The organism is Rhodobacteraceae bacterium D3-12, from assembly GCA_025916135.1.
In the GTDB taxonomy this organism is placed as follows: domain Bacteria; phylum Pseudomonadota; class Alphaproteobacteria; order Rhodobacterales; family Rhodobacteraceae; genus JAKGBX01.
In genome coordinates, this window is the sequence record CP104793.1 from 3,625,909 (window position 1) to 3,641,032 (window position 15,124).

Sequence of the window (15,124 nt, forward strand, 5' to 3'; positions counted from 1 at the left end):
CGCTCACCAGCGCCCCTCCCGTTCAGTTCTGCTTAACCAATGAATGGCAAGATTGACCGTAATCGCCAAAGCAATGAGGACGAATCCAAGCCCCAGCGCCAAAGCAAAGTCGCCCTTGCCGGTTTCAAGCGCGATGGCGGTCGTTAAAACCCGCGTGGCATGGTCAATATTACCGCCCACGATCATAATCGCGCCAACTTCACCGATGGCGCGGCCAAATCCGGCCAGCGCGGCCGTCAGCAAAGCGCGTCTAGCGTCCCACAAAAGGGTCGCGATTTTTTGCCGTTGTGTGACGTTCATCGAGATCAGCAAATCATGGTATTCAGCCCACAGCTCGCGCAGTGATTGATGCGCAATCGACGCGATCAGCGGCACAATGATAATCACCTGCGCAATGATCATCCCCGTCGGCGTAAACAACAGCCCAAAAACGCCAAACGGCCCCGCCCGCGACAACATCACGTAAACGACCAAGCCCACAACGACCGGCGGTAACCCCATCAAAGCATTGAGTAAAGCAATCACCAGCCGCCGCAGCCGAAAGCGCCGCACCGCCAGAACCGCCGCCATAGGCAGCGCGATCATCGAGGCAATCACCAGCGCGCTCAGCGTCACCTGCAACGACCGCAAAGCGATCTCCACAAGCTCCGCATCAAGCGTCGCCACAAGCCAGAATGCGCGGGAGAGCCCCTCCCACAAGTCACCCATGCCGTTGCCTCCTCCAAGTCCCGGCCCAGGTCCAATCCGGACCCGATTTGGGCAGAGTATTGCAACGGGCGGCGCGAACGAAAAGCACCAAGCGATTGGTTTTGGGACTGAAGCGCCAATTTTTCCGCCCCACCGGGCCAGCATTGGACAAATTGTCCAAGCCATTGTCACCTTACAAAAATAACTCGGGCAAATTGTCCCCTGCCCGCGTGGTCGGCACTCCGACCTCGGCGTCAGGGCCGCGAATCTTCGCGTCCCTGATCATCCGGATTGGTCTTTGCCCCCGCCCTTAGGACCAGTTCAGCGCGTCAAACTCCTCGCGAAAAGCAAACCGTTTCAGGTGATCCTCAATGACATGCTGCGCCATGCCCAACTGTTTTTCATCTTCCGACGTGATTGAAATATTCAACCCGTCCGTATCTGCCAACAACTCCGCAGCCCCCGACGGCAATGCCGCCCGCCCGTTGGTTTCGTCATATTCCACGTCAATTTTATGGGCGAAATGCTTGCAAAGCTGCACAAGATATTTCGAGCCGTTCGGCGTGGTGAAGGTGGTGCTGGAGGTCAGCATTCTGCGATTCCTTTATCCTATTGTTTTGCTAAGTTAAGGCCGCGTGGGCCGGGTTACAACTCATCGAAACCTAAAGATCCCGCCCCCGACCGCTGCGCAACCATCGGCTTTTCCTGCGAAACCACGCCCAAAGCCGCTGACTCAATTGGACTCGTCCGGAATGAACTTGACTGTTCTTGTCGGATACATATACGCCCTAACCCAAAGCCAGCAAATGAGCGTCAATGCCTCTCGCCAGCCCACGACATGAATACCACGAGGGACACGAAAGTCATGAACAGCCGCTGCAAGCTCTTTGCCGCCTCCAGCTCCGCAATCGCACTTTTTTCCGTGCTTGGCCCAACACTCGCCAGTGCCCAGAACATCATCACTCTTGATGAGATCCGCGTTGAATCGCAGGACGCTCAAGACGCATTGGGCAACACCGCCGTCACCCAAAAAGACCTGAGTGAGCGCAACTCCCAAACCATTGCCGATGTGTTCGCAGGTGAATCCGAGGTCAAGGCATCGGGCGGCCCCGCCATTGCGCAAAAGGTCTTTGTGCACGGGATCGAGGAGAGCCTTCTCGCCGTGACCATTGATGGTGCGCGGCAGAACAAATCCGGCTTTCACCACACCGGCAACGTGCTGATTGATCCCGCGATCCTCAAACGGGTCGAAGTCAGCTCCGGCCTTGCGCCCGCAGATGCCGGTCCCGGCGCTTTGGGCGGGCTTTTGGCCTATGAAACTGTGGACGCGCGCGACCTGCTTGATGCAGGCGATACCTTCGGCGGCATGTCCACACTCAGCTTTAGCAGCAATGGCAATACCTTCCGCCGGGGAGTGACACTCTTTGGGGCGCAGGGCGGGTTTGAATACTTGCTGAACGCCACCCGCACATCGGGCGATGATTACAAAGACGGCTCTGGCGCTGTCGTTCCCGGCACCGGCGCCGAGGTTGACGCCTATACCGTCAAATTGGCCTATACCACCGAAACGGGTAAGCGGCTTGAATTCACAGCGGATTACGCCAGCGACACGGGCTTGCGTGCCATGCAGGCAGGCCCCGGTGGCCTCTACTTTGCTCGTCCTGATTTTGCCGCTGTTGTCGGGCGTCCGTCGGTCTATCTCCCCGCCACATCCGAGCGCCAGTCTTTCACGTTGACCTACACTGACGAGCGCCCCGATGGCGGGTTCGCCCCGACTGTTCAGCTGTCCTATAACGAGCAACTGATCGAAGCCGGCGCCGCGGTTGGCACCAACACCTCGCTCAGCGGAAAAATCGAAAACAGCTTTGACCTTGGCGGCGGCGTGCTCACCACCGGGTTTGACTTTTTCCACGATACCGCGCGCGCGCATGGCCCGCTAACATCGGGAAGCTCAAAGGAAACCCTCAAGAGCTTGGGCCTCTACGCCCAAATGCGCCACGACCTCAGCGACCGCGTCTCGCTTTCTTATGGGGCGCGTTTCGACTCCCAGCAATTCACGCTGGCCGATGGCACGACCCACAAGGACAGCGGCGCAAGCGTCAACGCTTCGGCGGATTTCGTGTTGACCGACACGCTGACTCTGAATGCCGGCATCGCATCAAGCTGGGGTGGGTATGAACTGTCCGAAGCCTCTTTGATCAATCTCGGCGGCGCGTGGGCCTATGGCACGCCAACCGCATCGCGCGCCAATAACGCGCGTATCGGTCTGCGCTATGACAACGGCCCGTGGCTGCTTAGCGGTGCGCTGTTTTACACAGAAATCAACGACATCGACGACATTCTCAGCTCTGGGCGCACAACCACGGATCTGACCTCCAAAGGCATCGACGCATCGCTGCGCTATACCGGAAGCCAAGGCTATGGCCAGATCAACTGGACCTATGCCGACGTGCGCACCGCTGGCACGCCCGTGACGACCACGGGGTACTATTATGGCCGCCCGGTTGGTCATATCATCGGCCTGTCCGGTGCTTGGAACCTGAATGGCCAATGGGCCTTTGGTGGGAACGCCGAAATTGCGCTCAAGAACGACGATACCAACGGTGTCAGCGGCATGACGAGCCTGCCGGGTTACGAAGTGCTCAACGTGTTTGCGTCTTACAAGCCGCGCAATCTTGACGGGCTTGAAATCCGGTTTGACGTGCGCAACGTACTGGATGAGCAATACTCAAGCCGCACGTCGGACGGGATCGGCGTGCCCAGCTCAATCGTGCCGCTTACTGAACCGGGCCGCTCCTTCGCCATCACGGCGAACATGCGGTTCTAAACGACCGGGCGTTGCGGAACGCCCAAAAACAATTGAAAGACGTTGGCACAGACCCGAGAGGGCCTGTGCCGCAACCAATTTTTTGAGGCCAAGCGGGCCAAGCAACGGGGGAAACAGACTATGTCGCGCCATCGGAACACCCACCTTTACACAGCGCCATTGGCCGCCTTGGTCGCACTTAGCTTGTCTGCGGCCCCGATCTTTGCCCAAGATACCACGCCCTCTGCATCACCGACTATTTCAACGCAAAGCCCAACTCTCCCCGGTCCAGCGGACACTGGCAGCCCGCAGGGGATCATTCTTCCAGCCGACCAAGCCGGCGGCACAGCGCCCGCACCGCAAGCGACCACGTCTCAACCGGCAGGCACCCCTGCTGTCGCACCCCAAGCGGCGGGCACACCTGTCGTCACGCCCGTCGAAGCCGCTGCGCCAGAACCGGCTCCTGCCTCGCTTACGGAACACTTCAATACCTCTGTCGAGCGTGCCCGCGAATTCTTGCAAAACGGCGGGCCAGCCATCTGGGCTATTGCGGCGCTGTCTGTTGTGACATTGGCCGTTATCTTGTGGAAGGTCTGGCGCTTGGTCCTCGCCGGGGCGTGGTCGCGCCGCAACTCGGCCAAGGCCGTCGCCCTTTGGGAAGCAGGCGACAAACAGGCGGCATTGGCGCGGGTCAAGAACCGCCGCGGCCTGCGCAGCCGGTTTTGTGCGGCCACAATGCAGGCCGCAATAACCCGCCCCGCCAGCGCCGCAAGAGAAGAGGCAACCCGCGTCGCCCGCGAGTTGCTGGCCCGTACCTCTGGCGGTCTACGCGCACTCGAACTCATCGCGACTATCGCCCCTTTGTTGGGCCTGCTTGGCACTGTTCTGGGGATGATCGCCGCGTTTCAGGCACTGCAAGAGGCCGGCAACCGCGCTGATCCCGCCTTGTTGGCGGGCGGCATCTGGGAGGCTCTTTTAACCACTGCCGCAGGCATGGCCGTTGCCATCCCAGCCTCAGTGGCGCTGACATGGTTCGAAGCCGTCATCGACCGCGTTCGCCAAGACATGGAAAGCCTCGCCGCGCGTCTGTTCGTGCATGATGCCGGACTGTTGGAAGACCCTGCCAAAGCCACACCGCCCATTTCGGAGGTGACACACGAACAACAATTGGCCGCGCAATGATCTCGCTGCCGCGCGATCCCCGGCCACGACGACGGCCCAGCCTGACACCCATGATCGACGTGGTGTTTTTGTTGCTGGTCTTTTTCATGCTGGCCTCCCGTTTTGGCATGGACGCGATGTTACCGATGCCGCTGGCAACAGGCGGCGGCACTTATGAAGGCCCGCCGCGGCTCGTTGACATCTCTCCATCTGGAACGCACCTCAACGGCGCTTTGGTAACCGAAGCCGAGCTCGTTGCAGCCATTAAAACCCTCGCCGCATCGTCTGATGATGCGATCATCCTGCGCGGGCGCGATGGGGCCGTTTTGCAGCGCATTGTAACGATTGCGGGCCTGCTGCGCGATAATGGCTTTCAAAATCTGGTGCTGGTCGAATGAGCCTTGATTTTCATCCCCCTCACGGCGTCCACCGCGCGAGTCGATCGTACCGATGATCAACGTGGTGTTCCTCCTGTTGATTTTCTTTCTGATGACCTCGCAACTTTCCCCGCCCGAGCCGTTCAGGTCGAGCCACCCGAGGCCAAACAAGAAAACGCCGCCGAAGCAGCGCCGGTCCTCTATCTGTCGTCAGAAGGCGAGATCGCATTCGAAAACCTCCGCGGCACATCCGCGATTACGCTCGCCGCGTCTCGCCTTGAAAAGGGTGCAGCCCCGCTGCAACTTCGCGCAGATCAGAACACGCCCGCCACCAAAGTTGCGGCCATGCTCAAGGAATTGGCAGCAGCGGGCATCACCGAAATCGCTTTGATTACGCGTGCGCCATGAAACGATTGCTTGAGCCTCTCGCATTCACCGCGCTGGCTGTTCTAGCGCATCTAATCTTCATTGCAGATTTCCGCACTCAGGACGGGTTGCAATCCGGCGGCGTTGGCGGCGCCGCCCTCATCACGCTTGCCGCCGCTCCGCCGCAGATCGAAACCATGGTCGAAGCATGGGACACGCCGCCCGAAACCGCCGTTGCCCAGACCATGCCAAAGGCACCGGCACAGCCCGACGTCGCACCACCTCCGCCCACAAACAGCTTTGATGCCCCACCGGCAATGCCCGGCGCGGTGGCGCTTCCCTCCAACCCAATCAACAAACCCCAACTGCCACAGTTTGACAGCGCAACACCTGAACCGCCGGTGTCGGATCTTGCCGTAAAATCCTCTCGCCGCCCCAAGACGCGCCCCGAACCGCCCAAGAAAGAAATCGCAAAACCAAAGCCACAGGCAAAGCCGAAACCAACCCAAAAGGCGCAGGCCAAGAAAAAGCCAACGCCCAAACCCGCGCCCAAAAAGGCCGCTAAAAAAGCCAAGACTGCGCAAAAGGCAACAGCCGGTCGCGCGGCCCAAAAAGCTGCTGGAAGCGGCGGCAGCAGCAGCGCAGGAAATGCCGGAAAATCCAAGACCGCAATCCTGAGCAAAGGTAAGCAGCAACGGCTTATCTCTGTCTGGGGCGGGCGCATCCGCGCCAAAATCGAACGTAGCAAGCGTTATCCTCGTGGAGCCAAGAAGCGCGGCAGGGTCGTGCTGCGCCTCTCGATCAGCCCATCCGGTTCGGTCCGCGGTGTTTCGATCGCGCGCTCCTCTGGCAACAGCGCGCTGGATAAGGCCGCCATCGCCGCGGTACGCCGCGCCGGGCGTATGCCGCGCGCTCCAAAAGGTCTGAACAACGCCAGCTACCGCTTCAATTTGCCGATTTCGTTCCAGTAACGCCCCGCAACCAAAGCGCACAGTTCCTGTGAACAAAGTTTCGGCAAATGGCTGTCTGACGGCCCTCATTTCGGGCGTCGGGAATTTTTTTGATCAAATTTTTGTTGACTCTCGCCACCTCAAATACCCTATCCTTTGATATCGGGTTCACAGCGATCTGCTGCACCAGGGGGTAAAATGATCAACATCCAGAACGTGACCAAGGCATTCGGCGCCGGTCAGTCTCGTTTTCTTGCGCTCGACAATGTCGACGTCACCATTCGCGAAAATGAGTTCTTTACGCTTCTCGGCCCATCAGGCTGCGGCAAGACGACCTTGCTGCGGATCATAGCGGGGTTCGAACATCCCACCGATGGGATCGTCACCATGAATGGCGAGGATCTTCTTGCCTCTCCGCCGCACCAACGCCCCGTCAACACTGTGTTCCAAAGCTATGCGCTCTTCCCGCATTTGACCGTTGCCCAGAACATCGGGTTTGGTCTTGAAATGCTGGGCAAGCCGAAGGCTGAAATCAAAAAAACCGTTGATGAGATGATGGCACTGGTCAAAATGACCGAGATGGCCGGCCGCCAGACCAGCCAGATCTCGGGCGGTCAGCAACAACGCGTCGCCCTTGCCCGCGCCCTTGCGCCCAAGCCCAAGGTGCTGCTGCTGGACGAACCGCTCAGCGCGCTGGATTTCAAACTGCGCAAAGACATGCAGCTTGAGTTGAAGCGCCTGCAAACCGAAACCGGGATCACCTTTGTTTTCGTTACCCATGATCAGGAAGAAGCTCTCACCATGTCCGACAGGATCGCGGTGATGAAGAGCGGCTCGATCCGTCAAATCGGCGGACCGCGTGACATCTACGACCACCCCGCAGAACGCTTCGTGGCCGACTTTATCGGTGATACGAACTTTCTCGCCGCCGAAATCACCACGTCTTCCGGTGGGGTGGCTGAGGTGCGGCTTCAATCGAACAAAACGATTGCTGCGCGAACGCCCGAGGGCGTTGATCTTGCCGGGCGCGTGACCTTGGCGGTTCGCCCCGAACACGCCACCCTTGAGAAAGAGGCCGACGGACTTTTGCCCGGCGCCCTGACCGAAATCGTCTATTTTGGAACCGACACGCATTATCATGTCGCCTTGGATGATGGCACCAAGTTCGTCGTGCGGCGGCAAAACCAACCCGACAAAAGCGCCGATTTCTCGAATGGTGACCGTGTCTCGGTCAGTTTTGCGCCAAACGTCGGCCAGGTGTTGAAGGATTAAGATATGACAGATCTTTCCTCTGCCGCCGACAAACGCTCCGCCCGGACACGCTGGTTTTTGCTGGCGCCGGCCCTGACGATCCTCGTGATTGCCGCAAGTGGTCCGCTTCTGATCACTCTGGTCTACTCCTTTCTCTCTCCCGGCGATTACGGTGGTGTCGAATGGGATTTCTCTCTGCAAGCCTGGTTCAACGTCTTTGCCCAACGCGACATCTTTGACGACACACTTGGCTGGTCCGATGCCCATCTCAGCATCTTCTGGCGCTCGGTAAAGCTTTCCCTGCTCACCACGCTGGCCTGCCTCTTCTTTGGCTTTCCCACCGCCTATTTCATCGCAACCCGCCCCAAGCAGCAGCGCGACATCTGGATGCTGCTCATTATGATTCCGTTCTGGACCAATCTGCTGATCCGCACTTTTGCGGTGGTTGAATTGATCCGCAGCGAAGGCACCGTGAACACCCTCTTGCTTTGGACCGGCGTGATAGATGATCCCATACCGATGCTGTTCACCGAATTCTCGATCCTGCTCGGAATGGTCTACGTCTATCTGCCGCTGATGGTTCTACCGCTCTACGCCTCGATGGAGCGGTTGGACTTCAGCCTCGTCGAAGCAGGCTATGACCTCTACGCGACGCGCATGAAAGTACTGCGCAAAGTGATCCTGCCACTGGTCAAACCCGGCGTAATCGCCGGATCAATCCTCGTGTTCGTGCCCTCGCTCGGCGCTTATGTCACTCCCCGTGTCATGGGCGGCGGCAACCAGCTGATGATCGGCAACCTGATCGAATTGCAGTTTGGCCAAGGGCGCAACTGGCCTCTGGGTGCCGCACTTTCGATTGCGCTTCTGGCGATCGTGATGATCGCGCTGATGATTTATGTCCGCACCGCCGGGGACGAGGAGCCGAACCATGGCTAAGCAAGACGGCTTCAACATCCGCCGCCAGACCGGCTTTACCACCATCGCGCTGGCATGTTTCGTGCTGCTCTACCTGCCGATCATCCTCTTGGTGGTGTATTCATTCAACGCAGGCACCTCTATCGCGATCTGGGAGGGGTTCTCCTGGCGCTGGTACCAATCGGCATGGGCCAATGAACAGGTGCAGGAAGCCACCGTGCGCAGCCTGATCCTTGCCTTCTGGGCCTCTCTCATTTCAACGAGCGTGGCTGTCATGGCCGCTCTTGCCACAACGCGCACCCGCAAATTCAAAGGGCAATCCATGGTGTACGCCATGATAAACCAACCCTTGATGGTGCCGGAAATCGTTACCGCCGTGGCGCTGTTGCTGTTCTTTGCGATGATCAAGGTCGCAACCGGATACACTGGTTTGATCTATCTCGTCGTCGCCCACTCGGCGTTTTGTATCCCTTTCGCCTATCTGCCGATCCGCGCCCGGCTTCAGGGGATGGACCTGTCGCTGGAACAAGCCGCTTCCGACCTCTACGCCCCGCCGTTTCAGGTGTTTCGCCGTGTCACCCTGCCCCAGCTTTGGCCGGGTATCCTTGCCGGGTCTATGTTGGCCTTCGTCATCTCTTTGGACGACGTGGTGATTACAGAATTTGTAAAATCCGCAGGTCAGGATACGCTACCAACGTACATGCTGGGCCAGCTAAGGCGAGTCGTCACGCCCGAGGTCAACGCGATCTCGACCGTGCTTCTGGCAATCTCGGTTACAATGGTGATCGCCTTCACCGCGCTCAGCAAACTCAAGAACTAACCAAAACCACCAACAGGGAAACAAACAATGAAAAAAACACTTGTTACCACGGCCCTACTGGCCGCCTTCGCCAGCCCGGCTTTTGCCGATGGCGATCTCAACATCTACAACTGGGGCAACTACACCAGCCCCGAGATGATCGCCAAATTCGAGAAAGAGACCGGCATCAAGGTCACGATCACGGATTACGACAGCAACGACACCGCCCTTGCCAAGATCAAGGCCGGCGGCCACGGGTTTGACATTGTCGTTCCATCCGGCACCTATATCCCGATCTTTGTCGGCGAAGGTCTGCTGCTTGAATCCAAACCTAACGAAATGGAAAATTTCAAGCATATGGACCCGCAATGGGTTGATGTCGAATTCGATCCCGGCCGCAATTATACGGTGCCGTGGCAATGGGGCACTGTTGGCATCACCGTCAACACTGCGGTCTATGGCGGCGACATCAATACTGCCGCCTTGATCTTTGATCCGCCCGAAGAGCTGAAAGGCAAAATCAACGTCGTGCCGGAAATGAGTGACGTGATGGGCCTCGCCATCCGTTATGTCGGCGGCGAACAATGCACCGCCGACAAAGCGGTTCTGAAAAAAGCCCGCGACGCGTTGCAAAATGCCAAACCTTTCTGGGCGTCTATGGACTATGGCAATATCGAAAAATACGCCAAGGGCGACATTTCGGCGGGCGTAAACTGGAACGGCGCTTCGTTCCGGGCACGGGTTCAGAATTCGGACATCGCTTTTGGCTACCCAAAAGAGGGCTTCCCGGTCTGGATGGACAACGCTGCTATTCTGGCAGACGCCAAAAATGTCGAGAACGCCAAGACGTTCCTGAACTTCATTATGGACCCGGAAAACGCGGCCATGCTGTCGGCCTTCGCACGTTATGCCAATGGCATCAAAGGGTCCGAGGCGTTCATGCCCGAAGACATGAAAGTCGCACCTGAAATCGTAGTGCCTGAGGCGCTCAAAGGGGCCGCCTTCATCGCCAAGACCTGCCCGCCAGAGGCCACCAAACTCTATACGGCAATCTGGACCGAGCTTCAGAAGTAATATCCAAAAACCGCGCGGCTCCCGAACCAACGGGGGCCGCGTTTTCTTTTTGCCCGGAGAGAGCGCAATGACCACCCAAACCGATATCATCATTCACAACGGTCAGCTCGTGACCTTCGACCCCGACCGCCCGCAAGCAACCGCCCTAGCGATGTCGGATGGCAAAATCACCGCGGTTGGAAGCGAAGCCGAGGTCATGGCCCTCGCCACCCCGGAAACCAAAATGATAGACGCCAATGGCGGCACCGTGCTTCCCGGGTTTATCGACAGCCATGTGCATCTTTTCGGTGGGTCGGTCGAACTCACTTGCCTCAGCCTTTATGGCGTTGAGGGATTGGAAGCGATGCGCGACGCGATCGTCCCTTATGCCAATGACAACCCCGAAGACGCGCTCGTTTTCTGCGTCATGGCCGATTACCAAATCCTTGGCACCGGCCAAACGCCAACGCGTCATGATCTGGATAAAATCCTGTCTGACCGCCCGCTTGCCCTTTTTGCCCCCGACCATCACACCATCTGGGCCAACACCGCTGCGCTAGAGGCCGCTGGTTTGTTGCAGGGTGGCGAGGTTGATGCTGGTTCTGCAATCATCATGGGCGATGACGGCCTCGCCAATGGCGAGTTGCTCGAAGCGGGTGCCTATGGCCCCATTCTGGCCATGACACGCCACGCCGGGCGCGAAATGCTTGGCATGGTGACCGGGGCTGACCCCGTGCCCGCCCCCAGCGCGGCCGAGCGTGAAAAAGACAAGGATGCCATCGAAGCGGGTCTGAAACACTGCGCCGCTCAGGGGATCACCACACTGCACAACATGGATGGCAACATCTATCAGCTCGAGCTGCTGAGTGAGCTGGAAGCCGAAGGCCGCCTGATCTGCCGCGTGGAAATCCCGTTTCACCTCAAAGGCACCGACCCAGTCGAACGTCTTGCCTCCGAAGCGGTCGCCATGCGCGCAAAATATCAGGGCGACAAAGTCTGGTGCAACCGCGTCAAGATGTTCATCGACGGCGTCGTCGAAAGCGGCACCGCCCTGATGCTCGAACCTTATCCGGGTGACATGGGCGCGAATGACAACACTGGCGACGAGGTCTTCACCCAAGAGCACTTTGTGGCCTCCTGCGTCGAGGCTGACCGGCTCGGCTTTCAAATCGCCGTCCACGCCATTGGTGATGCCGGTGTCCGCCGCACGATCGACGCTTACGAGGCCGCGCTGAACGCAAATGGCAAACGCGACAGCCGCCACCGGATCGAACACCTCGAAGTCATGCATGTCGATGACATCCCGCGACTTGCCGCGCTCGATATCGTGGCGTCGATCCAGCCGGGACACGCCCCGCGTGGCCACATCTTTCCACCCACAGGCGTTGGCAGCTACCTCCACGACCACCAGATCGCCGGCGCCTACGCTTGGCAGGATATCCGCAACTCAGGGGCCAAGGTGATTTTTTCGACCGACTGGCCCGTGATCCCGGTCGATGTCATGCCCAATATCAAGGCGGCCATTGCTCCGCTTGACCTCGGGCCTGAGTGGCCGGATCAAACCCAAAGCCTGCGCGACACATTGGCAAGCTATACGCTCGATAACGCATGGGTCGAGTTCAACGAAGACCGCAAAGGGCAGCTAAAACCCGGCATGATGGCCGACATAGCGGTGATGAGCCACGACCTCACCTCGTTGCCACCCGCCGACATCACCCAAGCCCGCGCCGTGACAACGATTTGCGATGGTGTTGTAACGTATCAAGCTGGCTAACCCCGGCGGCCCGAACTCGCAACGCACGGGTTCGGGCTGCGCGCTCTTTTGGGCGCTAGGACAAGCCTCGGCGGACCATCTCCAGCGTTTCGGCTGCATTATTCACACCCCATTGGCACCGCCCCGATGGACCAGCGGCCAACAATACACTAACACTCACATCCGACGATCCAACAGCTGTTGCTCGACGAGCTTACTGCCGCTTGCCAGCATCAAGACGCATCAACCACGCCTAACGACAGGCCCGAAAGCACACCATGACAGACGCCCCCAACTCTATCCTCGAAAATGCCAGCGCGGTTCTTTCTCTTGAAAGCGATGCACTGGCGCAATTGGCCAATGCCATCCCCGAGGATTTCGAACCCGTCGTAAACGCCATTCTGGCGATCAAGGGGCGCGTCATCCTGTCAGGCATCGGCAAATCCGGGCATATTGCGCGCAAGATAAGTTCGACTCTTGCCTCGACGGGCACGCCCGCCTTTTTCGTCCACCCCTCCGAGGCGAGCCATGGCGACCTCGGGATGGTGACAAAATCCGATTTCTGCATCCTGATCTCGAACTCTGGCGAAACCCGCGAGCTTTCGGACATGGTGTCCTATACCCGACGCTTTTCGATCCCTATGGCCGCAATCTCCTCGCGCCCCGACAGCGCGATCATGCAGGCCGCGGATTATCGCCTCTCCCTGCCACCAGTGCCCGAAGCCTGCCCAATGGGCCTTGCGCCGACCACCTCCACAACAATGACCCTCGCCCTCGGTGACGCGGTTGCGGTTGCGCTGATGCAATGCCGGGCCTTTGTCGCGGAAGAATTCAAAACCTTCCACCCCGGCGGCAAACTCGGTGCGCAACTGCTCTACGTCCACCAAATCATGCACGGCCCCGAGGCGCTCGCCATCGTCCCGCCCGAGGCCAACATGGCCGACACACTCATGGAAATGAGCGCCAAGGGCTTTGGCATCGCTTGCGTCACTGACAAGAATGGCAGTCTGCAAGGCGTGATCTCCGACGGAGACATCCGGCGCCACGCCTCTGGCTTGATGCAAGAAACAGCTGGCGAAATCGCCACCGCATCCCCGAAAACCGTCTCACCCGATATTCTAGCGGCTCAGGCGCTCTCGGTGATGAACCAAAGCATGATCGGTGCGGTCGTCGTGGTCGATGACGCCGGGGCGCCTGTCGGTATTTTACGCGTGCATGATTGCCTCAAAGCTGGGATCGCCTGAACACCATGAAAACCGTCATCATCATTCCCGCCCGCTACGCCTCAACCCGCTACCCCGGCAAACCGCTGGTCGAGCTTGAGGACGCCAACGGCACCCGCAAATCCCTGATCCGCCGCAGTTGGGACGCCGCCGTTGCCGTGCGCGGGGTAAGCGCGGTCTATGTCGCAACCGATGACGACCGCATCAAAAGCGCCGCCGAGGGGTTCGGCGCCGAGGTTATTATGACCTCGCCCGATTGCGACAATGGCACCTCCCGCTGCGCCGACGCCGTCAATCGCGCCGGGCTTGACGCCGACCTGATCGTCAACCTCCAAGGCGACGCCCCCCTTACTCCGGCTTGGTTCGTCGAAGACCTGATCGCGGCCATGTCCTCGCGCGACGATGTGGGAATGGCCACGCCGGTCCTGCGATGTGATGCCCAAACTTACGCCCATTTTCGCGAAGACCGATTGGCCGGGCGCGTTGGTGGCACAACGGCTGTCTTTGACGGATCAAACCGCGCCCTCTACTTCTCCAAAGAAGTCATCCCCTATATCGACCCAGCCAAGGCCGACACCGCGTACGACAACGTCTTTCACCACGTCGGGCTCTACGCCTACCGCCCTGCCGCCCTCGCCCAATATGTCACCTGGCCCCAAGGAAAACTCGAAAAGCTCGAAGGGCTAGAACAGCTTCGCTTCCTCGAAAATGGCGCGCCCGTGCTCTGCGTCGAAGTCCAAGGCAAAGGCCGCGTGTTCTGGGAATTGAACAATCCCGAAGACGTGCCGCGCATCGAACAGGTGCTCCGCGACGACGCCACGCGCTGATCCGCCCGTTCATCTTGCTCGAAATACTCCGGGGAGCGTGAGGGGCTGGCCCCTCACTCCTGCGGTTGCAGCATCGCGCCCGCGCCTCTAACTATACGATAACGCCAATCCACAGGAGCGCCCCATGACCAAGACCTTCGATATCGGCCCGATCACCGTCGGTGGCGACCTGCCCTTCTTTCTCATCGCAGGCCCCTGCCAACTCGAAAGCCTCGATCATGCCCGCATGCTGGCCGAGAAAATCGCCGAAAGCTGCGCCCCGACGTCCACACCTTTCGTGTTCAAGGCAAGCTATGACAAGGCAAACCGCTCCTCGCTCGGCTCAAAACGCGGCCTCGGGATCGACGAAGGGCTTAAAATTCTCTCGACCATTCGCGCGGAATTTGGCTGCCCGGTGCTGACCGATGTCCATCTGCCACAAGATTGCGCACCAGTGGCCGAAGCCGTCGACATTCTGCAAATTCCGGCCTTTCTCTGCCGCCAGACAGACCTGTTGATTGCAGCTGGCGAAACCGGTGCAGCGCTTAACGTCAAAAAAGGTCAGTTCCTCGCCCCTTGGGACATGGAAAATGTCGCGGCAAAAATCGCATCGACCGGCAATGAACGCATTATGCTGTGTGATCGCGGCACCTCGTTTGGCTATAACACGCTCGTCTCCGATTTTCGCGGGCTGCCGATCATGGGGCAAACCGGCTACCCGGTGGTTTTTGATGCCACCCACTCCGTACAACAACCCGGCGGCCATGGCACCACCTCCGGCGGCCAGCGGGAGTTCGCGCCAGTGCTTGCCCGTGCCGCGGCTGCGGTCGGTGTCTCCGGCCTCTTTATCGAAACCCACGAAGACCCGGACAACGCCCCGTCGGATGGCCCCAACATGATCCCGATCACCGAAATGGCCCCGCTTCTGGCAAAGCTTTCCAAGCTCGACGCAATCGCAAAATCCTAATGGCCGCTCC

The 15,124-nt window shown here is 59.1% G+C and carries 14 protein-coding genes and 1 pseudogene; 13 read left to right on the plus strand and 2 right to left on the minus strand.

Annotation, left to right across the window (positions count from 1 at the left end):
- Positions 1-3 precede the first annotated feature (3 nt).
- On the minus strand, positions 4-708 hold the full coding sequence (locus N4R57_17920; GenBank protein UYV36841.1) for an ABC transporter permease: 705 nt from the start codon (positions 706-708) through the stop codon (positions 4-6).
- A gap of 289 nt (positions 709-997) precedes the next feature.
- Positions 998-1,279 (minus strand): DUF2218 domain-containing protein, encoded by a 282-nt coding sequence (locus N4R57_17925; protein UYV36842.1) that lies wholly within the window; start codon positions 1,277-1,279, stop codon positions 998-1,000.
- Between the two features lie 273 nt (positions 1,280-1,552).
- On the opposite strand from N4R57_17925, the gene N4R57_17930 reads away from it, so the two are divergent.
- The 13 genes and pseudogenes from N4R57_17930 to kdsA all read left to right on the plus strand — a co-directional run bounded on the left by N4R57_17930 (position 1,553) and on the right by kdsA (position 15,114).
- Positions 1,553-3,514, plus strand: a complete 1,962-nt coding sequence (locus tag N4R57_17930) for a TonB-dependent receptor (GenBank protein UYV36843.1) — start codon at positions 1,553-1,555, stop codon at positions 3,512-3,514.
- A gap of 120 nt (positions 3,515-3,634) precedes the next feature.
- A complete protein-coding gene (locus tag N4R57_17935; GenBank protein ID UYV36844.1) occupies positions 3,635-4,675 on the plus strand; it encodes a MotA/TolQ/ExbB proton channel family protein in 1,041 nt (346 codons plus the stop codon).
- A complete protein-coding gene (locus N4R57_17940) occupies positions 4,672-5,052 on the plus strand; it encodes a biopolymer transporter ExbD (GenBank protein UYV36845.1) in 381 nt (126 codons plus the stop codon). Before N4R57_17935 ends, N4R57_17940 begins: the two co-directional genes overlap by 4 nt.
- Before the next feature lie 52 nt (positions 5,053-5,104).
- Positions 5,105-5,439, plus strand: a pseudogene (locus N4R57_17945) (biopolymer transporter ExbD).
- On the plus strand, positions 5,436-6,368 hold the full coding sequence (locus tag N4R57_17950; protein ID UYV36846.1) for a TonB family protein: 933 nt from the start codon (positions 5,436-5,438) through the stop codon (positions 6,366-6,368). The pseudogene N4R57_17945 and the gene N4R57_17950 overlap by 4 nt, the downstream one beginning before the upstream one ends.
- Positions 6,369-6,545: 177 nt before the next feature.
- A complete protein-coding gene (locus N4R57_17955) occupies positions 6,546-7,619 on the plus strand; it encodes an ABC transporter ATP-binding protein (protein ID UYV36847.1) in 1,074 nt (357 codons plus the stop codon).
- Positions 7,620-7,622: 3 nt separating this feature from the next.
- Positions 7,623-8,534, plus strand: a complete 912-nt coding sequence (locus N4R57_17960) for an ABC transporter permease (protein UYV36848.1) — start codon at positions 7,623-7,625, stop codon at positions 8,532-8,534.
- A complete protein-coding gene (locus N4R57_17965; protein ID UYV36849.1) occupies positions 8,527-9,333 on the plus strand; it encodes an ABC transporter permease in 807 nt (268 codons plus the stop codon). The genes N4R57_17960 and N4R57_17965 overlap by 8 nt, the downstream gene beginning before the upstream one ends.
- A gap of 27 nt (positions 9,334-9,360) precedes the next feature.
- Positions 9,361-10,386, plus strand: a complete 1,026-nt coding sequence (locus tag N4R57_17970; GenBank protein UYV36850.1) for an extracellular solute-binding protein — start codon at positions 9,361-9,363, stop codon at positions 10,384-10,386.
- A gap of 67 nt (positions 10,387-10,453) precedes the next feature.
- Entirely contained in the window at positions 10,454-12,139 is a 1,686-nt protein-coding gene (locus N4R57_17975) for an amidohydrolase (GenBank protein UYV36851.1), read from the plus strand.
- Between the two features lie 257 nt (positions 12,140-12,396).
- Entirely contained in the window at positions 12,397-13,362 is a 966-nt protein-coding gene (locus tag N4R57_17980) for a KpsF/GutQ family sugar-phosphate isomerase (GenBank protein ID UYV36852.1), read from the plus strand.
- 5 nt (positions 13,363-13,367) lie between these two features.
- Positions 13,368-14,168 carry a 3-deoxy-manno-octulosonate cytidylyltransferase gene (locus tag N4R57_17985; GenBank protein UYV36853.1) on the plus strand — a complete coding sequence of 267 codons (801 nt, stop codon included), beginning with the start codon at positions 13,368-13,370 and terminating at the stop codon, positions 14,166-14,168.
- Between the two features lie 124 nt (positions 14,169-14,292).
- Positions 14,293-15,114, plus strand: a complete 822-nt coding sequence (gene kdsA / locus N4R57_17990; GenBank protein ID UYV36854.1) for a 3-deoxy-8-phosphooctulonate synthase — start codon at positions 14,293-14,295, stop codon at positions 15,112-15,114.
- Positions 15,115-15,124 lie beyond the last annotated feature (10 nt).